The organism is Sphingopyxis sp., assembly GCF_050725615.1.
In the GTDB taxonomy this organism is placed as follows: Bacteria; Pseudomonadota; Alphaproteobacteria; order Sphingomonadales; family Sphingomonadaceae; genus Sphingopyxis.
Genome location: NZ_JBOHHU010000081.1, coordinates 1 through 19,173 on the forward strand (window position 1 = coordinate 1; position 19,173 = coordinate 19,173).

The following is a 19,173-nucleotide window of genomic DNA, read 5'->3' on the forward strand; positions in this document are numbered from 1 at the left end:
GCCGGCGTCGTGAACGTGCCGACCCGCGCCGCCTTCGAGGCGGGCAATGCGACCGCGACCGGAAACGTCATCGATGCCGCGCGCGCCGCCGGGGTCACCCGCTTCGTCCATGTCTCCTCGCTCGCCGCCCGCGAACCCGACCTCTCCAACTATGGCTGGTCAAAGGCGCGCGCCGAAACGATCGTCAAGGCGAGCGGACTCGACTGGACGATCGTCCGCCCGCCCGCCGTGTTCGGCCCCGGCGACACCGAGATGCTCGACATCTTCCGCATGGCGCGGCGCGGCGTCGCGCTGTTGCCGCCCAAGGGCCGCATGTCCGCCATCTACGTCGACGAACTCGCGCGCCTGCTCATCGCGCTCGCCGGCGACCGCCACGCCAGCGTCGGCCAGGTCTATGAACCCGACGATGGCAAGCCCGGCGGCTGGTCGCACCGCGGCTTTGCCCGCGCCGTCGGCCGCGCGGTCGGGCGCAGCCATGTCTCGACGCTCACGATTCCGGCAACCCTGCTCAAGGCCGGCGGGCGGATCGACAAGCTCGTCCGCCGCAGCCGCGCCAAGCTGACCCCCGACCGCGCCCGCTACATCGCCCACCCCGACTGGGTGGCGACCAGCGGCGCCTGCCCGCCGCCCGAGCTATGGCGCCCCGCGATCGAAACCGGCGACGCGCTGGCCGAGACAGTGCGTTGGTATCGCCGCGAAAATTGGCTCTGACGCCGTCGGTGGGCGATGGTGGCCCGCCCGTCGAAGCGTTTATTGCCAAGGGCGGGCGGCATCCCTAGGTTCGCGCGCATGACCGACACCACCGCGACCCCGCCCACCGATCCCGCCGGCCCCTGGGCCATCCCCGTCCGCCGGCCGCTGCCGGGCGAGGACAAGCCCAAAGGCACGACCAGCTTTCCGCGCAAGGTCTGGAACCTGCTCGTCGCGATCAAGGACGGGCTGGCGCTGATCTTCCTGTTGCTCTTCTTCGTCCTGCTCTTCGGTCTGTTTGCGGGACGCCCCAATCCGTCGCTGCCGGTCAGCGAAGGCGCGCTGCTGCTCCAGCTCGACGGCGTCGTGACCGAACAACCCGCCGAGGTCGATCCGTTCGCGGCGCTCTCGGGCGGCAACAACCTCAAGGAAATCCGCGTCCGCGACGTCGTCCATGCGCTCGAAACGGCCGCCGACGACAAGCGTATCACCTCGGTCGTGCTCGACCTCGACCGCTTCCTCGGCGGCGGACAGGTCTCGCTCGCCGAGATCGGCGGTGCGCTCGACAAGGTCCGGGCGAAGAAAAAGCCCGTGCTCGCCTTCGCCACCGCTTACACCACCGACAGTTATCAGATCGCCTCGCACGCCAGCGAAATATGGGCGGACCCCATTGGCGGCGTGGCGATCGCCGGCCCCGGCGGGTCGCGGCTCTATTACAAGGGGCTGATGGACAAGCTCGGCGTCACCGCGCACATCTATCGCGTCGGCACCTTCAAAAGCGCGGTCGAACCCTATTTGCGCGCCGACCAGTCGCCCGAAGCGAAGGCGGCCGACATGGCCTATGCCGGCGCACTGTGGGAAAACTGGCTGGCGGACGTCAAAAAGGCGCGGCCCAAGGCGAAGATCGATCCCTTTATCGCCGATACGGCGGGCGCGGTGAAAGCGGCGGGCAACGACCTGTCAAAGGCATCGCTCGACGCCGGGCTCATCGACACGCTGGGCAGCCGCATGGCGTTCAGCAGCCGCGTCGCCGAAATCAGCGGCGCCTATGACGACAGCCAGCCCTGGAACTATAACGCGATCCCGCTCGACAATTGGGTCGCCGCCAATCCGCCCGCCCAGCCGGGCAGCGCGATCGCGGTGGTGCCGGTGGTCGGCGAAATCGTCGACGGCGAAGCGCCGAACGGCAGCGCGGGCGGCCAGACGATCGCCCAGCATATCCTCGACGCCGCCGCCGACGACAGCATCAAGGCGATCGTGCTGCGCGTCGATTCGCCGGGCGGATCGGTGCTCGCATCGGAGGAAATTCGCCAGGCGCTGCTCGCGGCGAAGGCGAAGAAGCTCCCCGTCGTGGTGTCGATGGCGAATGTCGCCGCGTCGGGCGGTTACTGGATCGCAACCCCCGCCGACCGCATTTTTGCCGAACCCGACACGATCACCGGCTCGATCGGCGTGTTCGGCATCCTGCCGAGTTTCGAACAGACGCTCGCCAAGGCCGGGATCACCACCGACGGCATCAAGACGACCCCGCTGTCGGGCCAGCCCGACATCCTTGGCGGAGTGAATGACGAGTTCAACACGCTCGCGCAGGCGAGCGTCGAGGACATCTATGGACGCTTCACCGGCCTTGTCGCCAAGAGCCGCAAGCAGCCCCTCGCGAAGATTCAGGAGATCGCCGAGGGCCGCGTCTGGGCCGGCGGCACTGCGCGCCAGATCGGGCTGGTCGACCAGTTCGGCGGGCTTCCCGACGCGATCGCTGCGGCGGCGAAACTCGCCAAGGTCGACGGTGAGGTTCATGCCAGATATTTCGAGAATGAGCCGAGCGAATTTTCGAAGATGCTCGCCAGTTGGGCGGGCGCCGAACAGGAACCGACCGCAGCGCTGCCGCGCGGCTGGTTCGGCATCGCCGCGATGAACCGCCAGATGATCGAACGCCGCGTCGTGCAGGACCTGTCGCTGCTCACCGAGGCGGGATCGGTGCAGGCGAGCTGCCTCGACTGCCGCGCCTATCTGCCCGCCGTGCCGCGCCCCGGCAAGGCCGAGACGCGGGGCTTTTTCGCGACGCTGGCGCTGTTGGTGCGCTAATCCTCCCCTCCCGTTTGCGGGAGGGGGTATCGCGAGGCGCGTGACTCGAGATACGGGAGGGCTTGTTAGAAAAGCAGCCTTATTTCGACACGCCCTCCCCTAGCCCCTCCCGCAAGCGGGAGCGGGACTTGCGCCGCCGCTGGCGGATGAACAGCATCACGAACCCCAGCACCACGGTCACCAGGCTGACCGCCGCAAAGCCGGTCAGCAGCGGATGGTGCGTGTCCTCGCGCGTCTGCAAATCCATGATGTGCAGCCCCCAGAAGAAATCATAGGTGCGCCAGAAAGGCGTGCGCAACGCGAGCAACTCGCCGGTATCGGCATCGACATAGGCGTGCAGCCCATTGGCATAGGTGACCCGCCACGCCGGCCGATCGCGCCGCAGGTCGAGCGGATTGGCGTCGGCGGCGAAGCGTTCGACCGTCGCAACCTCGCCCGGTGCCTTCTGCGCGCCATCGGCGATCGCCCGCGCCTCGCTCGCGGTGACCGGCGGCAACAGCGCGCCGGTCGCGGCATCGGCGGCGCGGCTGTCGTCGCCGGCATAACGCACCAGCCACACCGGCCGCGCGCCACGCATCGCGAGTTCGAGCGTTTCGACCGCGCGCCCGTCGAAACGCGGCGGCACCGCCGCCAGGGTCGCGGGGATCGCAACCGGCTCGCTGCGCAAATCGCTGCCGCGCACTTCGTCGATCGGCTTGATCACCATGATCAGCCCCGACAGCGTCCACAGGATCAGCGGCACCCCGACCAGCCAGCCGAGCCAGATATGGATACGCAGCAGCTGCGCGCGCACCCGCGTTTTCAGGGCGCTCATGCCGCCGCCGCCAGCTCCCGCGCATGACCGGCAACGGCCTCGGCAAGCGTGTCGACAAGCGCCAGCGGCAGGTCGTGGCCCATGCCCGGGATCGTCAGCAATCGCGCACCCGGAATATTCGCCGCCGTGTCCTTGCCCCCGGCGAGCGGCACCAGCGGGTCGGCCTCGCCATGGATCACCAATGTCGGCGCCGTGATCGTCTTCAGCATCGCGCGCCGGTCACCATCAGCGACGATCGCCGCCATCTGGCGCGCAACGCCCTGCGGATACCAGCCGCGCTCGAAATCGCCGCGCACCCGGCGCTGCAGCCGTTCTTCCTCGGCGGGATAGGCCGGGCTGCCGATCACCCGCGCGGCGCGCACCGAATAAGCGATCATCGCCTCGGGATCGCCGCTCATCGGGCGGTTGGCGAGCACCGCCATCGCTTCCTTGTTGGCGCGCGGCAATCTGGGGTTGCCGGTGGTCGACATGATCGAGGTCAGCGACAAGGTGCGCTCGGGATAGCGCGCCGCGATATGCTGCGAAATCATGCCGCCCATCGACGCGCCGACCACATGCGCGCGCCCAATGCCGAGATGATCGAGCAGCGCGACGCCGTCGGCCGCCATGTCGGCGAGCGTATAAGCGGGCCGCACCGGCAGGCGCAGCGCCGCCTTCACAAACATCCATTTGAGGTTGGGCACGCCCGCCGTCTCGAAGCGCGTCGACAGTCCGACGTCGCGATTGTCGTAGCGGATGGTGCGGAACCCATGGGCATTCAACGCATCGACGAACTCGTCGGGCCACAGGGTCAATTGCCCGCCCAGCCCCATCACCAGCAGGATGACCGGCGCGTCGCGCGGTCCCTTGTCCTCATAGGTGATGCGGATGCCGTTGGCGGTCGTCTGTTCGGTTTGCATGAAGATCCTAACTGGCGGTCGCCGGGCGATAATGCGCGGCGTCGGAGGTAAATTCGGCGCGGCCATAGCCGGCGAGCTGGCGCCCGATCCGGCGCACGAGGCGGCGGTCAGCCAAGTGACGAACGACGGGCAGGCGCGACGCGACGCGGTACGCGACCATACGCCCAGCGATCGCGAGCATCGTCGCGCCATAGATCAGATGATCGCCGCGCGTCACCGGCACACCGACGCTGGCGGCGCGCTCTTCGTCTCCGGCAAGGAAGGCCTTCACGAAAAACACCCGGCTGACCGATCGTTCGAGGCGGCGTTTCAAGCGGCCTTTGAGCGACGGATCGGTCGACAGCTCGGCCTCCATCGTCGCGCGCAGCAATCCGCCGCAAACCTGGTCGTCATAATCGTAGCGCAAGGTCGCGCTGCGCGTTCGCCAGATACGGACGATCTCCTGCGGCGTGTCGGCGAGCAGATCCTCGGGCAGACCCAACAGGTAACAGCGATAGCGCGCCAGCTCGACCCGCGCCCGTTCGAGCCGGGTGAAGCTTGTGCGCCCCTTCGCCAGCACCTCCTGCGACAGGAAATAGACCGGGATCAGCCCGGCGGGCATCTGGTCGAGCTGCGGGATCGGCATGCCATAGGTGTCGGCGTCCCACATACCCGGCCGCGACAGCACATTGACGCGCACCATCGAATGCATCAGCCGCACCATCGCCGCCGCCTTGAACCCGTCGCCGAACCGGTCGAGCGCGCCGGGCAGCGACGTAGTGGCAAAGAAGGTCGCGGTTTCCTTGACCCGCCGCGCTGCGGTCGCCTGGCTGAGCGTGCCCGTCAGCGCCATCGGCAGCGCCGAATATTTGTTGAGGAAGGTCGCGATAAAGGCGCCGCGGATCAGGAAAGGCGCAAGGTTCGCCGTAGAGTTGCGTTCATAGGCCGCGCCCTCCTCCACCAGCTGCATGTCGAGCCACTCGGGTTTGACCTCCATCTCGCGGATCAATTGGGCCAGTTCGGGCGGCGCGTCCTCGACCGCCTCGACGCCCTTGTCGCACGCCTCGACGAGCATCGCGACGGTGCGCTGGAAACCGAGCTGCGGCATCAGCGCGGCATAGGCATCGCCCGTCCGGTCGCCGAGCATCGTATATTCACGGATGCGCGCGAGCAGGTCGGGATCGTCGAGATAATCGCCGCGATTGATCCCGCGCACCCGGCTGAGTTCGCTCACCGCTCCGGCCTCGGGAGCCCAGCGTTCGGGCGCGCGATCGAAATCGAAGCGGCCGAACAGGTCGGGCAAGGCGCTCGCCTGGTCGCGCACGCGCTGCGCGATGATGCTGACATCCTTGTTCACAGCCGCGAACCTGCCACAGATTCGCGATTTGGCAAGGGCTGCGCTGTCGGACGGCCGCCTTGTCGCCGCGCGGCGCGATACGCGGGCCGATCGCGTGCCCGCGACCAACTGCGCCAGCGCAGGACGACGATCCGGGCCGCGCGCGTTTTCCATCCCGGAAGCCAGAGATCCACCGCCAGCGATACCGCCATCACCAGCGAAACGCCGACCAGCCAGCGACCGACCAGATCGGCGCTGTTGCACGATGTCGCGCAATCGGACGGCGCCACCCCGGCACCGAAACTGATCATCAGCGTTATCAAGGCCCCCACGCGCCCCCTTCGCGTGCGGGGCGCTATGGCGAGAGCGTTAATCCTTTATGGCCCGTTCAGGCCGATTGGCCCCGACCTGTCCCATAGCTGGGCAGCGCGAGCGACCAATGGATCGCCGCGCCGCGCAGGACGAAGCCCGCAACCGCGCCGCAGAGCGCCGCAATCGGCGTCCCGATCCCCGCCCACAGCAGGAGCAGGTAAAGTCCCGACGCGAGCGCCGCCGCGGTGACATAGATTTCCGGCCGCACGATGATCGACGGCACGCCTGCGAGGATATCGCGGATCGTCCCACCGACGCAGCCGGTGATGACCCCCATCAGCAGCGCGGGCACCGGTGGCACGCCCCAGGCCAGCGCCTTCGCCGTCCCGAACACCGCATAAGCGGCGAGCCCCACCGCATCGGCCCATTCCAGCAGCTGCCCCTGCCACCAGCGTTCGGGCGTGACCCACACGATAAAAGCGATCGCGATACACACCGCCGCGATCGCGCCATCCTGCACCCAGAACACCGGCGCCCCGATCAGCAGGTCGCGCACGCTGCCGCCGCCAACCCCGGTGACCAGCGCAAAAAAGGCGGCGGTGATCAATGTCTGCCGCAGCCGCACCGCCATCAACGCGCCCGACAGCGCGAAGACGCCGATGCCGACAAGGTCGAGCAGGCGGAGCAGCAGCGCGTTGTCGATACCGGTCATGTCATTGGGGGGCGGGACGCACGCCGCCGATGACCGACAGGACGATCGCGGTCACCGCATTGCGGATCGCCGGCTGGGCCTGCGGCGCGAAGAAGGGCGAATGGTTGGTCGGCGCGGGTTCGCCCTTCGCCTTCAGGTCGGCGAGCACGGCGGGATCGTAACCGCCGATGCCGAAGAAGAGCGACGGCACCCCCGCGTCGACGAATTCGGAATAATCCTCGCTGCCCGACATCGGCGCCGCGCTCGCGGGAGCGAAGACGAGACCCTTGCCGAACACCGGGGTCAGCGCCGCCACCGCGGCCTTCGCCATCGTCTCGTCGTTGGTCAGGACGCCGGTGCCGCTGAGATAGCGGATCGTCGGCTCGGGCGCCTTGCCCATCGCCGCCGCCGCCTGTGCGACGCGCGCGGTGCCGTCCTGCAGCAATTTGCGCACCTCGGGCGATTGCGAGCGCAAATTGACCTTCACCTCGGCGCTGTCGGGGATGATGTTGGGCGCGCTGCCGGCGTTGATCGCGCCGATCGTCAGCACGCCGAAAGCGGCGGGATCCTTTTCGCGACTGATCACCACCTGCGCGTCGGTGACGAAGCGCGCGGCGATCGGGATCGGGTCGATCGTCGCTGCGGGCATCGATCCGTGCCCGCCGCGGCCGTGGAAAATGATCGAATAGCTGTCGGAGGCCGACGACCCCGCCCCCGCCTTGATCGCCACGACCCCCGACGGCAGGTTCGACACATGCGCGGCAAAGCCGAAATCGGGTTTGGGGAAACGCGTCAGCAGCCCGTCGTCGAGCATCGCGCGCGCGCCGACCAGCGGCTCCTCCGCGGGCTGTCCGATCAGCACGACGGTGCCCGACCAGCTGTCGCGCATCGCGGAGAGCGCCTGCGCCACGCCGACCAGATAGGCGACATGGGTGTCGTGACCGCAGGCGTGCATCACCGGGACGTCGCGCCCCTCGTAGGTCGCGCGCGCCTTGCTCGCCCAGGCAAGCCCGGTCTTTTCCTCCATCGGCAGCGCGTCCATGTCGGCGCGCACGAGGATCGTCGGCCCCGCACCGTTCTTGAGTACCGCGACGACGCCGGTCCCGCCGACCTTCTCGGTCACGGTAAAGCCGGCCGCGCGCAGATGCTTGGCCAGGATGCCCGCCGTGCGCACCTCCTGCATCCCCAGTTCGGGGTTGACGTGGAGGTCCTTGTAGATCGCTTCCAGCGCCGGATAATTTTTGTCGAGCAGCGCCGACAGCCGCGCGTTGGCGGCGGCGAGGTCGGGCGTCGTCTGCGCCGCCGCGCCGACCGGGAGCAGGGCCAGCGAAGCCGCCGCCCAGAGCCAATGCTTCGCCATGCCCGTCCCCTTTATGGTCAGATGTGGATCGGCTTGCCCGTCACCGCCATCGCCGCTTCCTTCACCGCCTCGCTGTGCGTCGGGTGGGCGTGGCAGGTGTAGGCGATGTCTTCGGACGTCGCGCCGAATTCCATCGCCTGCGCGGCCTGGGCGATCATCGTGCCCGCGACGCTGGCGATGATCCACACGCCGAGTACGCGGTCGCTGTTTGCATCGGCGATCACCTTCACGAAGCCGTCGGGTTCGTGGTTGGTCTTGGCGCGGCTGTTGCCCGCCATCGGAAATTTGCCGACCTTGACCTCGCCGCGCTCCTTCGCCTGTTCTTCGGTCAGGCCGACGCCGGCGATTTCGGGCATGGTATAGACGACCGACGGGATGACATCATGGTTCACGATGCCGGTCAGCCCGGCAATATTCTCGGCGACCGCAATGCCCTCGTCCTCGGCCTTGTGCGCGAGCATCGGGCCCGGAATGACGTCGCCGATCGCCCAGATGCCGGGCACCTGGGTGCCGAAATCATGGTCGGTCTCGATCTGGCCGCGCGCGTTGACCGCGATACCCGCCTTGTCGAGCCCCAGCCCTTCGGTGTTCGGGCGGCGTCCGATCGACACCAGCACGACATCGGCCTCGAGCGTCTCGGCGTCGCCGCCGGCAGCAGGTTCGAGCGTCAGCACCGCTTTCTTGCCTTTGACCTCGGCCTTGGTGACCTTGGTCTTCAGCTTGAATTCGATGCCCTGCTTCTTGAAGATGCGGTTCGCATCCTTGCGCACGTCGGCGTCCATGCCGGGCAGGATCTGGTCGAGGAACTCGACGCAGGTCACTTTCGCCCCCAGGCGGCGCCACACGCTGCCGAGTTCGAGCCCGATCACACCGCCGCCGATCACGACCATATGCTCCGGCACTTTCACCAGTTCGAGCGCACCGGTCGAATCGACGATGATCTGCTTGTCATTGTCGACCGCGACGCCGGGCAGCGGGGTGACTGACGAGCCCGTCGCGATGACGATATTCTTCGCGCGGACCGTCTTGCCCGCGACCTCGACTGTGTCCTTGCCGGTGAACTGCGCATAGCCCTTCAGCCAGTCGACCTTGTTCTTCTTGAACAGGAACTCGATGCCGCCGGTCAGCCCCTTGACCGCGTCGATGCGCTGGCCGTGCATCGCGGGCAGGTTGAGCTTGGGGGTCACGTCGATCCCCATCTTCGCCATCGCGCCATTGGCGGCGGCGTCATAATATTCGGACGCGTGGAGCATCGCCTTCGACGGAATGCAGCCGACGTTGAGGCAGGTGCCGCCGAGCGTCTCGCGCCCTTCGGCACAGGCGGTCTTGAGGCCGAGCTGCGCCGCACGGATCGCCGCGACATAACCGCCGGGGCCGGCACCAATGACAAGGACGTCGTAGTCGTAATCAGCCATCATTCACTCCATCTGCAGGCCCGGCGCGGCGACATAGACCCAGGCTTCCTTGCCCGACTCGAGGCGCACGCGCTGCCGCTCATAGTCTTCGGCCTCATATCGATCGGCCGCTTCGAGTTCGTTCTTTGTAATGCAATATAGCGTGCCGTCGATGCGGTGCGAGCGATCCTCGCTCGGCGTCAGCACCGGATGATGCGTCTCGCCGCTCTTGCGCACCACCTCGGGGTCGGTGATCACGATCCGGCCCTTCCGAAAGCCGCTCAGCCCATCGACCGCTCCCGAAAGCAGGCGGCCGAACTGTTCGCGCTGCACGTCCGGATATTGGAGCGTGCCATAGGCGAACAGGGCTTCGGTCGCGTCGCTCACGCCGCCTTCCCTTACAGGTCGATCAGCAGCCGGGTCGGATCCTCGATCGCTTCCTTGATCGTCTTGAGGAAGGTCACCGCCTCGCGCCCGTCGATCAGGCGATGGTCATAGCTCAGCGCGAGATACATCATCGGGCGCGCCACGATCTGGCCGTCGCGGACCACGGGGCGTTCCTCGATGCGGTGAAGGCCGAGCACCGCCGACTGCGGCGGGTTGATAATCGGGGTCGACATCAGGCCGCCGAACACGCCGCCGTTCGAGATGGTGAAGGTGCCGCCGGTCATGTCGTCCATCGTCAGCGTGCCTTCCTTGGCGCGCTTGCCGAGGTCGGCGATCGCCTTTTCGATCGCAGCGAACGACAGGCTCTCGGCATTGCGGACGACCGGGACGACCAGGCCGTTGGGGGCGCTGACCGCGACCGACACGTCGAGATAGTCGAAATAGACGATCTCGTCGCCGTCGATGCGCGCGTTGACGGCGGGAATGTCGTGCGCCGCCAGCGCGACCGCCTTGGTGAAGAAGCTCATAAAGCCGAGGCGGACGCCGTGCTTCTTCTCGAAGCTCTCGCGATATTTGTCGCGCGTCGCCATCACCGCCGACATGTCGACGTCGTTGAAGGTCGTCAGCATCGCCGCCGTGTCCTGCGCCGACTTCAGGCGCTTGGCGATCGTCTGGCGCATGCGGGTCATCTTGACGCGCTCTTCGCGGCGGCCGGGCGCACCCGACGCGGCGGGGGCAGCGGCGACGGGCGCGGCGGCGGGAGCCTCGGGCGCATTGTTCGCGGCGGCGAGCACATCTTCCTTGGTCAGCCGACCGTCCTTGCCGCTGCCCTTGATCTTGCTCGGGTCGACGCCATGCTCGAGCACGAGGCGGCGCACGGCGGGCGACAGGGTGGTGACGCCGTCGCCGGCTTCTTCGCTGGACGTCGCGGCGGGCGCGGGCGCGGCGGCTTTGGCAGCGGGCGCAGGAGCAGCGGCGGCGGGCGCCGCGGCCTTGCCGTCACCGGCTTCAATGGTCGCGATCGTCGCGCCGACATTGACCGTCTCGCCGACGGCGGCAACCTGCTGGCCCATCACGCCGGCAACCGGCGAGGGCACCTCGACCGCGACCTTGTCGGTCTCCAGGCTCGCAATCGGCTCATCGAGCGCGACCGGGTCGCCGGGCTGCTTCAGCCATTCGCCGATCGTCGCTTCGGTAACGCTTTCGCCCAGCGTCGGGACTTTGACTTCGGTGCTCATCGCTTCTTCCTTGGGAGCCATAAATAGGGACAGCCCCTATTTATCGAGAGATTTTTGTTGCGTTTGTTCGGCGGCATCGTCCGATAAATAGGGACTGTCCCTATTTATGGCGCGAGCCCCGGTCATTTATTCTTGGTACGGCGAATTTCGGCGCGGACGCTCAGGCCCAGCGCATCGGCGACCAGCGCCGACTGCTCGGTCTGGTGGCGACTCATCAGCCCGGTGGCGGGCGATGCGGCGGCGGCGCGACCGGCATAGCGCGGACGCATGCCCTTGTGCCCGGCCTTGATCAGCGCCTCTTCGACAAAGGGTTCGACGAAGGACCAGCTGCCGTTGTTGCGCGGCTCTTCCTGTGCCCACACCACCTCTTCCAGCTTCGGCATGCGCTTCAACCGGACCGCGAGCGGCTCGCCCGGGAAGGGATAAAGCTGTTCGATCCGGATCACCGTTGTGTCCGACAGACCCGCCGCATCGCGCGCTTCGATCAGGTCGTAACCCACCTTGCCCGAGCAGAGGACGACGCGCTTGATGTCGCCATCGGCGGGCGGGGTGCGGTCGGACATGATGCGGCGGAAATGCGCGTCGCCGATGAAGTCCGAGCGCTGCGACACCGCCAGCTTGTGGCGGAGCAGCGACTTGGGCGTCATAATGATCAGCGGCTTGCGGAACGGACGCAGCATCTGGCGGCGCAGGACGTGGAAATAGTTCGACGGGGTCGAAATATTGCACACCTGAATATTGTCGCCCGCGCACAGTTGCAGGAAGCGTTCGAGGCGCGCCGAGCTATGCTCGGGGCCCTGACCTTCATAGCCGTGCGGCAACAGCATCACGAGGCCGTTGGCGCGCAGCCATTTGGCCTCGCCCGACGCGATGAACTGGTCGATCATAATCTGCGCGCCATTGGCGAAATCGCCGAACTGCGCTTCCCACAGCACCAGGCTCTTCGGATCGGCCATCGCATAGCCATATTCAAAGCCGAGCACGCCATATTCGGACAGCGGGCTGTCGAGCACTTCGAACCGGCCGTGCGGGACGGTCGTCAGCGGCACATATTTATGCTCGTCGGTCTGGTCGACCCAGACCGCGTGGCGCTGGCTGAAGGTGCCGCGTCCCGAATCCTGCCCCGACAAGCGGACCTGATAACCCTCGCTGAGCAGGGTGCCGAAAGCGAGCTGTTCGGCGGTCGCCCAGTCGAACACTTCCTTGTCGCTCTTGTCGGCGAACATCGCACCCCGCGCGTCGATGACGCGGCGCAGCGTCTTGTGTACGTCGAGGTCGGTCGGGATCGTCGTCATAATCCGGCCGATCGAGTCGAACAATTTGTCGCTGACCCCGGTCGAGATGTTGCGGCGGGCGTTTTCGGGATCGGCGGGGGCGTGCAGCCCCGACCAGCGGCCGGCGAACCAGTCGGCCTTGTTGGGCTTGTAGCTTTTCGCCGATTCGAAATCTTCCTCGAGCCGCGCGACGAACTCGGCGCGGCGCGCGTCGGCCCAGCCGGCGTCGATCACGCCCTCGGCCTCGAGCTTCGCGGCGCAAAGCTGCGACACCGGCGGATGCTGGCGGATGACCGCATACATCAAAGGCTGGGTGAACGAGGGTTCGTCGCCCTCGTTATGGCCGAAGCGGCGATAGCACCACATGTCGATGACGACGTCGCGCTTGAACTGCTGGCGGAAATCGATCGCGAGCTTGCAGGCGAAGGTCACGGCTTCGGGATCGTCGCCGTTGACGTGCAGGATCGGCGCCATCACCCCCTTGGCGACGTCAGACGGATAGGGCGACGAGCGCGCATATTGCGGGCTGGTCGTGAAACCGATCTGGTTGTTGACGATGAAGTGGATACAGCCGCCGGTGTTGTAGCCGCGGATGCCCGAGAAGCCGAGGCATTCCCACACGATCCCCTGCCCCGCAAACGCCGCGTCGCCGTGGATCAGCACCGGCAGCACCTGCTCATGCTTTTCGAGGTCGTCGCGGACCACCTGTTGGGCGCGGACCTTGCCGAGCACGACCGGATCGGCGGCTTCGAGGTGCGACGGGTTCGGAACCAGCGACATATGCACCGATGCGCCGCCGAACTCGCGGTCGGTCGAGGTGCCGAGATGATATTTGACGTCGCCCGACCCGCCGACATCGTCAGGGTTGGCGCTGCCGCCCGAAAATTCGTGGAAGATCACCTTATACGGCTTGGCCATCACATTCGCGAGCATGTTGAGCCGCCCGCGGTGCGCCATGCCGTACACGATCTCGCGCACGCCGTACTGGCCGCCATATTTGATGATCGCTTCCATCGCCGGGATCATCGACTCGCCGCCGTCGAGCCCGAAGCGCTTGGTGCCGACATATTTGCGCGCGAGGAATTTCTCCCACTCCTCGGCCTGGATCACCTTGTTCAGGATGGCGCGTTTGCCCTCGACCGAAAATTCGATGATCTTGTCGGCGCCTTCCATCCGTTCCTGAAGGAACTGGCGCTCTTCGATATCGGCGATATGCATATATTCGAGGCCGACATTGCCGCAATAATTGGCGCGCAGGATCGCCACGATCTCGCGGATCGTCGCCTTTTCGAGTCCCAGCGTGCCGCCGATGAAGATCGGGCGGTCCTGATCGGCGCCGACGAAACCATGATATTCGGGAGTCAGGTCCGCCGGCAGCTCGCGCGTGCTGAGCCCCAGCGGATCGAGATTCGCCGCCAGATGCCCGCGCACGCGATAGGTGCGGATCAGCATCATCGCGCGGATCGAATCATTCGCGGCGCGTTCGACTTCGGCGTTCGACAGCGGCGCGCCGGCCTTCGCGGCGGCGGCCTTGACCGCGACCTGCATCTGCTGCGGATCGAGCGCGGCGGTCAGGTCGTCGCTGTCGATGAGCGGCCAGTTCTTCGGCGCCCAGCTCGGGCCGGCCTGCGGCTCATCGATGTCAAAGCTTTGTCGTTCGAGGTTCATCTGCTTGTCCACGGGGAGAAGGGGGTGGTGTTCTTATATATGGGAAGCGAACGGCCCGCCGGCAAAGGGTGCCGGCGGGCGCTGAACTCAGACGCGTTCCTTCAGCACGTCGACCAGCGTCGTGCCGAGTTCGGACGGGCTCGCCGACACCTTGATGCCCGCAGCTTCCATCGCCGCGATCTTGCTTTCGGCGTCGCCCTTGCCGCCCGACACGATCGCACCGGCATGGCCCATGCGGCGGCCCGGAGGTGCAGTGCGGCCTGCGATGAAACCTGCCATCGGCTTTTTGCGACCGCGCTTGGCTTCGTCGATCAGGAACTGCGCCGCCTGCTCCTCGGCGTCGCCGCCGATTTCGCCGATCATGATGATCGACTTGGTCGCCTCGTCGGCGAGGAAGAGTTCGAGCACGTCGATGAAGTTGGTGCCATTGACCGGATCGCCGCCGATGCCGACCGCGGTGGTCTGGCCGAGGCCGGCATTGGTGGTCTGGAACACGGCTTCATAGGTCAGCGTGCCCGAGCGCGAAACAACACCGACGCTGCCCTTGGAAAAGATGCTGCCGGGCATGATGCCGATCTTGCATTCGCCGGGGGTCAGCACGCCGGGGCAGTTCGGGCCGATCAGTCGCGACTTCGAGCCCGACAGCGCGCGCTTCACCTTGACCATGTCGAGCACCGGAATACCCTCGGTGATGCACACGATCAGTTCCATCTCGGCGTCGATCGCCTCGAGGATCGAATCGGCGGCGAACGGCGGCGGCACATAGATGCAGCTCGCGGTCGCGCCGGTCGCTGCCTTGGCTTCTTCAACGGTGTTGAAGTTCGGCAGGCCGATGTGCGTCGTGCCGCCCTTGCCCGGCGTCACGCCGCCGACCATTTGCGTGCCATAAGCGAGCGCCTGTTCGGTGTGGAAAGTGCCGGTGGCGCCGGTCATGCCTTGCGTGATGACCTTGGTGTTTTTGTCGATGAGGATGCTCATGGAAATCTGGTTCCTTTAGGATTTCAGGTTCGCCGCATTGCCGGATTTTCCGATGCGGCTGTTCAGGAAGAGCGTTGCAGAAAAGGCGATCGAGGCCAAAGCGCAGATCGACCAGATGAGAAAAAGAAAGGCTGCGGCAATCGGGGCGTCGCGGTTCGGATGCACAAGCCGGGTCGAAATTTCGAAGGATATATAAGCGAGGCCACAGAAGATCACCGCCCACACCAATAATGTCACCGAAGCAGCGACCGGCCTGCCCTTCCAGACAAGCGCCAGCGGCAGAACGAGCCAGGCAAAAATGCCAAGCGTCACTTCGAGCCACAGCTCCTGAAGGAAGGGCAGCAGCAGCACGTCAGGCCAGCGACGGATCCAGCGCCTTGCACGCGTCGAGCAGTTCCTTGACCGCATCGACCGAGACCTGCAGGCCGGCCTTGTCGGCGTCGTCGAGTTCGATTTCGACGATCTTCTCGACACCGCCGGCGCCGATCACGACGGGCACGCCGACATACAGGCCATCGAGGCCGTACTGGCCGTCGACATAGGCGGCCGAAGGCAGGATGCGCTTCTGGTCACCGAGGTAAGCTTCGGCCATCGCGATGCCGCTCGCGGCCGGGGCGTAGAAAGCCGATCCGGTGCCGAGCAGCGCGACGATCTCGCCGCCGCCGCCGCGGGTGCGCTTGACGATCGCGTCGATCTTGTCCTGGCTCGAAAGGCCCATCTTGACCAGATCGGGAACGGGGATGCCGTTGATCGTCGAATAACGGACGACGGGGACCATCGTGTCGCCATGGCCGCCAAGCACGAAGGTGTTCACATCCTTCACCGACACGTCGAATTCGTCGGCGATGAAGTGGCTGAAGCGCGCCGAGTCGAGCACGCCGGCCATGCCGACGACCTTGTTGTGCGGCAGACCCGAGAATTCGCGCAGCGCCCACACCATGGCGTCCAGGGGATTGGTGATGCAGATGACAAAAGCGTCGGGCGCGTTCGCCTTGATGCCTTCGCCGACCGCCTTCATCACCTTCAGGTTGATGCCGAGCAGGTCGTCGCGGCTCATGCCGGGCTTGCGGGCGACACCGGCGGTGACGATGATGACGTCGGCGCCGGCGATGTCGGCATAGTCGTTCGTGCCGGTGATCTTCGCGTCGAACCCAGCAATCGGGCCAACCTGCGACAGGTCGAGCGCCTTGCCCTGCGGCACGCCTTCAACCACGTCGAACAGGACGACGTCGCCCAGTTCCTTCTGCGCGGCGAGCAGCGCCAGCGTTCCGCCGATATTCCCGGCTCCGATCAAAGCGATTTTCTTGCGTCCCATGGCGCGCGGCACTCCCTTCGTGGCAAGCCCGGCAATGAAGCACAAAACCGGCAGGCGCACGGGCTAAAGCACCGGCCGGTCCCAAGACTGCCGCCGCCCCTACGCCGATTCCCCTGCGGAAACAACCGCGAAAAAGGCGAAAATCCGGGTTTTTTTGCAAATAGTTCGCAATAGCTATAGGCGCGCTAAATCGCCTTTGCGCGCCCGCCCCGCCGGTGGCGGTCGAGCCAGCTTTGCCAATGGGCAACCCGCGACGCGGCCCTGGGTTCCCCGGGGTCGTCGGTTCCCTCTCCCATCATCGCCGACCAGAAATCGCGCCAGCGAATCTCATGCGCGAAATCGTCCCAGCCATGGCCGCGGCGAAAGCCCGCGAGTTCCATCGTCACCATTTCCAGGACATGCGCGGCGCGCATCCGGGTGTCCGCCGCAGGGCTGGCGAGCAGCGGAATCACCGCCGGCAAGGCTTCGGTCCCCAGATCGATCAGCGCCTCGGTCGCCGGGGTCGATTCCGCGTGCAATTTGTCCGGTCCATCATCGATCGCGGCGACGAGGTCGGAGAGCGAAAGGGCGTTCGCGTCAGGGGTTGGCATAATATTTGTTGAATTTGGCCAAGGCGGCCGTGAAGGTGGCGGACGCCTGGACGTGCTCCGACGTGTCGGACATCGTCGCCACGCCGGCTGCGTCGACGGTAAAGCCCCAGTCGACGCAACCCAATATGGTGCCATTGTCATCGCAACGGGCACAGGTTTCAAATTCGAAGATGTCGTTGGCGTCGCCCCGCGGCCCATCCCACAGCGAGGCGGGCATCGAAATCGTGCCGTCGAAGCTGCCATCCTGCGAGCTCGTCGCGTTGGGCCAATGGTCGCGGTAATAGATCGAGCAGGCCGTGCCTTTGACGCATTGCGCCCCGGCGTGATCGATCAGGAAATTCGCCTTTATGCCTTTCTTCTTATCCTCCGCCGTCTTCACCTCGTTGCGGTTCTTTTCGGCATTCGGCCAGACATAATCCTGACCCGGCTTCTCGAAAATCCTCACCGCTTGAACCAAGCGTATCTTGTTGCATTTCGGGCACTTATCCTGGTCGGGATCGAACTGAATGGTTCCGGTCGCGCCCGGGCCGCCCGCCGTCATCGACACCGTCATCGCGCCATATTTGAGCGCGGGCATCGGCGTGCCCAGAACGACATTGTTGCAATAATCCTCGCTTCCCTTGCCCATGATGCGCATGCAATCGACCAGTTCGGTGGCCTCGCGATAGGGCAATGTGCCGCCATGGCCGGGATCCTGCTCCTGCGGCGCGCGGTGCAGGACATCGCCGTCCTGCTGCATCACATGCGCCAGCTCGTGCGCCATCAGTTGGCGGCCCTCGCCGGTGCCCGGCCGATATTCGCCGCGCGCAAAGGCGATGTCGCTGCCCAATGTGAAGGCGTGCGCCGCGATCGATTGCGACGCGGCGTCGGCGGCGGGGCCGTCGTGAACGCGCACGCCGGACAGGTCGCGGCCGAAGCGCGGTTCGAAGAAGGCGCGTTCGCTCGCGGGCAGCGGCGCACCACTCCCCATCGACCCGATCGCCGACCGCGCGGCGGGACTTGCCGCACCGCCGCCAGCCGCGCTGGAGGCTTCACGACGGACGGGCCCCGCCTCGTCTTCACAGGCCGCGCATTTGCGCTGCACCTGGCCATCCGCAGCCGGCCCCGCAGCAACCGGCGCGGCGGGTTCGCCCATCCGCATCACCTGATCGGCGGCGCGGTCGGCGGCTTTTTCGGCGGGGTCGTTGGCGGCGCCGACGATCAGCTTGGGCTGGACCAGCGCCCCAAGGCCCGGCCGTGCCGGAATATTCGCGAGAGACCAGAGCGGCGAAGCGGCGCCGCGCGCAGGTGCGCGTTGCGGCGGCGCGGTGGCGGCGGTGCTGCGGCTTTTGCGGCGGATCGCGCGTCGGTACATGGCAGTTCGCCTTTCCCACTCCGGCCGGGCCGATTTTATCCGGATGTCCGCTTCGTCATCCGGACTCACGAAGCCCGGCGGGGAATTTAACCCCGATCGCGCGGCGCCGATAGCACCGATCCGCCAAAAAGGCCCCGCACGCGACCCGATTTTGGCGGGCGCCGATTTTGCGCTATGCCTTGGTGCCATAACGATACGAGGTGCGCGACATGAAACGATCGGGACTGACCATCACAGGCGCCGCCATCGCGCTGGCGTTTGCGGCGCCGGCCCACGCCAGCGAAAAGGGCTGGGACGATGCGGGTACCGTCGCCAAAAATGCCCTGGTCGTCGTCGCCTTCGGTGTCCCGGCGGTGCAGGGCGACTGGGAGGGCGTGCTCGAAGCGGGCGGCAGCATCGGCGGCACCATCCTGATCACCCAGGGACTCAAGGAGGCCTTCCCCTCGCGCCGTCCCGACGGCAGCGACAACAAGAGCTTTCCGTCGGGCCACACCTCGACCAGCTTCGCCGCCGCCGCGACGCTCCACAATCGTTATGGGTGGGAGGCGGGCCTGCCCGCCTATGTCGTCGCCTCCTTCGTCGGTTTGAGCCGTGTCGAGGCGAAGAAGCACCGCGTCGGCGATGTGCTCGTCGGCGCGGCGATCGGCACCGCGACCGGGCATCTGATCACGACCAGGGCCAGCGACAATATTCACATCTTCCCCTGGGGCCACACCAAGAGCGCGGGGGTCGATGTGACGTTGCGCTTCTGACGCACAAGGCCGGACCAATCACCGAAGCCCTGAGCCTGTCGAAGGGCGCCTCTCGGA

Annotated in this window: 18 protein-coding genes; 3 read left to right on the plus strand and 15 right to left on the minus strand. The window is 66.4% G+C overall.

Translation table 11 applies throughout. From position 1 onward, the window contains the following. Window positions 1–711, plus strand: a 711-nt coding sequence (locus ACREB7_RS16395; RefSeq protein ID WP_431593346.1) for an NAD-dependent epimerase/dehydratase family protein, incomplete at its 5' end; no start/stop codon positions are given. Between the two features lie 78 nt (window positions 712–789). Next, on the plus strand, window positions 790–2,775 hold the full coding sequence (gene sppA, locus ACREB7_RS16400; RefSeq protein WP_431593347.1) for a signal peptide peptidase SppA: 1,986 nt from the start codon (window positions 790–792) through the stop codon (window positions 2,773–2,775). Window positions 2,776–2,854: 79 nt separating this feature from the next. Here sppA and ACREB7_RS16405 read toward each other — a convergent pair whose 3' ends face one another. The 15 genes from ACREB7_RS16405 to ACREB7_RS16475 form a co-directional block, all read right to left on the minus strand. After that, window positions 2,855–3,589, minus strand: a complete 735-nt coding sequence (locus tag ACREB7_RS16405; RefSeq protein WP_431593348.1) for a PepSY domain-containing protein — start codon at window positions 3,587–3,589, stop codon at window positions 2,855–2,857. Continuing rightward, window positions 3,586–4,488: an alpha/beta fold hydrolase gene (locus ACREB7_RS16410; protein WP_431593349.1), complete on the minus strand. Its 903-nt coding sequence runs from the start codon at window positions 4,486–4,488 to the stop codon at window positions 3,586–3,588. The genes ACREB7_RS16405 and ACREB7_RS16410 overlap by 4 nt, the downstream gene beginning before the upstream one ends. Window positions 4,489–4,495: 7 nt before the next feature. Beyond that, window positions 4,496–5,824 carry an oxygenase MpaB family protein gene (locus ACREB7_RS16415; RefSeq protein WP_431593350.1) on the minus strand — a complete coding sequence of 443 codons (1,329 nt, stop codon included), beginning with the start codon at window positions 5,822–5,824 and terminating at the stop codon, window positions 4,496–4,498. Further along, on the minus strand, window positions 5,821–6,114 hold the full coding sequence (locus ACREB7_RS16420; protein WP_431593351.1) for a hypothetical protein: 294 nt from the start codon (window positions 6,112–6,114) through the stop codon (window positions 5,821–5,823). The genes ACREB7_RS16415 and ACREB7_RS16420 overlap by 4 nt, the downstream gene beginning before the upstream one ends. A 77-nt stretch (window positions 6,115–6,191) precedes the next feature. After that, the gene (locus tag ACREB7_RS16425) at window positions 6,192–6,827 is read right to left on the minus strand and encodes a trimeric intracellular cation channel family protein (protein ID WP_431593352.1); all 636 of its coding nucleotides are present in this window, start codon (window positions 6,825–6,827) and stop codon (window positions 6,192–6,194) included. Between the two features lies 1 nt (window position 6,828). Further along, window positions 6,829–8,166 carry an amidohydrolase gene (locus tag ACREB7_RS16430; protein WP_431593353.1) on the minus strand — a complete coding sequence of 446 codons (1,338 nt, stop codon included), beginning with the start codon at window positions 8,164–8,166 and terminating at the stop codon, window positions 6,829–6,831. 17 nt (window positions 8,167–8,183) lie between these two features. Next, entirely contained in the window at window positions 8,184–9,581 is a 1,398-nt protein-coding gene (gene lpdA / locus ACREB7_RS16435; RefSeq protein WP_431593354.1) for a dihydrolipoyl dehydrogenase, read from the minus strand. Between the two features lie 3 nt (window positions 9,582–9,584). Next, a complete protein-coding gene (locus ACREB7_RS16440) occupies window positions 9,585–9,947 on the minus strand; it encodes a gamma-glutamylcyclotransferase family protein (protein ID WP_431593355.1) in 363 nt (120 codons plus the stop codon). A gap of 11 nt (window positions 9,948–9,958) precedes the next feature. Then, a complete protein-coding gene (gene odhB, locus ACREB7_RS16445; RefSeq protein WP_431593356.1) occupies window positions 9,959–11,185 on the minus strand; it encodes a 2-oxoglutarate dehydrogenase complex dihydrolipoyllysine-residue succinyltransferase in 1,227 nt (408 codons plus the stop codon). Between the two features lie 122 nt (window positions 11,186–11,307). Then, entirely contained in the window at window positions 11,308–14,127 is a 2,820-nt protein-coding gene (locus tag ACREB7_RS16450; protein WP_431593357.1) for a 2-oxoglutarate dehydrogenase E1 component, read from the minus strand. Between the two features lie 87 nt (window positions 14,128–14,214). Further along, complete coding sequence (gene sucD, locus ACREB7_RS16455; protein ID WP_431593358.1) at window positions 14,215–15,105, minus strand: succinate--CoA ligase subunit alpha; 891 nt, start codon at window positions 15,103–15,105, stop codon at window positions 14,215–14,217. A gap of 15 nt (window positions 15,106–15,120) precedes the next feature. Next, window positions 15,121–15,456 carry a hypothetical protein gene (locus tag ACREB7_RS16460; RefSeq protein ID WP_431593359.1) on the minus strand — a complete coding sequence of 112 codons (336 nt, stop codon included), beginning with the start codon at window positions 15,454–15,456 and terminating at the stop codon, window positions 15,121–15,123. A gap of 1 nt (window position 15,457) precedes the next feature. Continuing rightward, complete coding sequence (mdh, locus tag ACREB7_RS16465; RefSeq protein ID WP_431593360.1) at window positions 15,458–16,420, minus strand: malate dehydrogenase; 963 nt, start codon at window positions 16,418–16,420, stop codon at window positions 15,458–15,460. Between the two features lie 185 nt (window positions 16,421–16,605). After that, a complete protein-coding gene (locus ACREB7_RS16470) occupies window positions 16,606–17,010 on the minus strand; it encodes a hypothetical protein (RefSeq protein ID WP_431593361.1) in 405 nt (134 codons plus the stop codon). After that, window positions 16,997–18,364, minus strand: coding sequence for a DUF4157 domain-containing protein (locus ACREB7_RS16475; protein ID WP_431593362.1), 1,368 nt, complete (start codon window positions 18,362–18,364; stop codon window positions 16,997–16,999). The genes ACREB7_RS16470 and ACREB7_RS16475 overlap by 14 nt, the downstream gene beginning before the upstream one ends. Before the next feature lie 209 nt (window positions 18,365–18,573). Here ACREB7_RS16475 and ACREB7_RS16480 point away from each other — a divergent pair, with 209 nt between their 5' ends. Next, the gene (locus ACREB7_RS16480) at window positions 18,574–19,116 is read left to right on the plus strand and encodes a phosphatase PAP2 family protein (protein ID WP_431593363.1); all 543 of its coding nucleotides are present in this window, start codon (window positions 18,574–18,576) and stop codon (window positions 19,114–19,116) included. Window positions 19,117–19,173 lie beyond the last annotated feature (57 nt).

Bases quoted from the DNA above. Each gene is read 5' to 3' on its own strand.
- sppA (WP_431593347.1), top strand. From the start codon at position 790: ATGACCGACACCACCGCGACCCCGCCCACCGATCCCGCCGGCCCCTGG.
- ACREB7_RS16405 (WP_431593348.1), bottom strand. From the start codon at position 3,589: ATGAGCGCCCTGAAAACGCGGGTGCGCGCGCAGCTGCTGCGTATCCAT.
- ACREB7_RS16410 (WP_431593349.1), bottom strand. From the start codon at position 4,488: ATGCAAACCGAACAGACGACCGCCAACGGCATCCGCATCACCTATGAG.
- ACREB7_RS16420 (WP_431593351.1), bottom strand. From the start codon at position 6,114: ATGATCAGTTTCGGTGCCGGGGTGGCGCCGTCCGATTGCGCGACATCG.
- ACREB7_RS16425 (WP_431593352.1), bottom strand. From the start codon at position 6,827: ATGACCGGTATCGACAACGCGCTGCTGCTCCGCCTGCTCGACCTTGTC.
- ACREB7_RS16430 (WP_431593353.1), bottom strand. From the start codon at position 8,166: ATGGCGAAGCATTGGCTCTGGGCGGCGGCTTCGCTGGCCCTGCTCCCG.
- lpdA (WP_431593354.1), bottom strand. From the start codon at position 9,581: ATGGCTGATTACGACTACGACGTCCTTGTCATTGGTGCCGGCCCCGGC.
- odhB (WP_431593356.1), bottom strand. From the start codon at position 11,185: ATGAGCACCGAAGTCAAAGTCCCGACGCTGGGCGAAAGCGTTACCGAA.
- ACREB7_RS16450 (WP_431593357.1), bottom strand. From the start codon at position 14,127: ATGAACCTCGAACGACAAAGCTTTGACATCGATGAGCCGCAGGCCGGC.
- sucD (WP_431593358.1), bottom strand. From the start codon at position 15,105: ATGAGCATCCTCATCGACAAAAACACCAAGGTCATCACGCAAGGCATG.
- mdh (WP_431593360.1), bottom strand. From the start codon at position 16,420: ATGGGACGCAAGAAAATCGCTTTGATCGGAGCCGGGAATATCGGCGGA.
- ACREB7_RS16470 (WP_431593361.1), bottom strand. From the start codon at position 17,010: ATGCCAACCCCTGACGCGAACGCCCTTTCGCTCTCCGACCTCGTCGCC.
- ACREB7_RS16475 (WP_431593362.1), bottom strand. From the start codon at position 18,364: ATGTACCGACGCGCGATCCGCCGCAAAAGCCGCAGCACCGCCGCCACC.
- ACREB7_RS16480 (WP_431593363.1), top strand. From the start codon at position 18,574: ATGAAACGATCGGGACTGACCATCACAGGCGCCGCCATCGCGCTGGCG.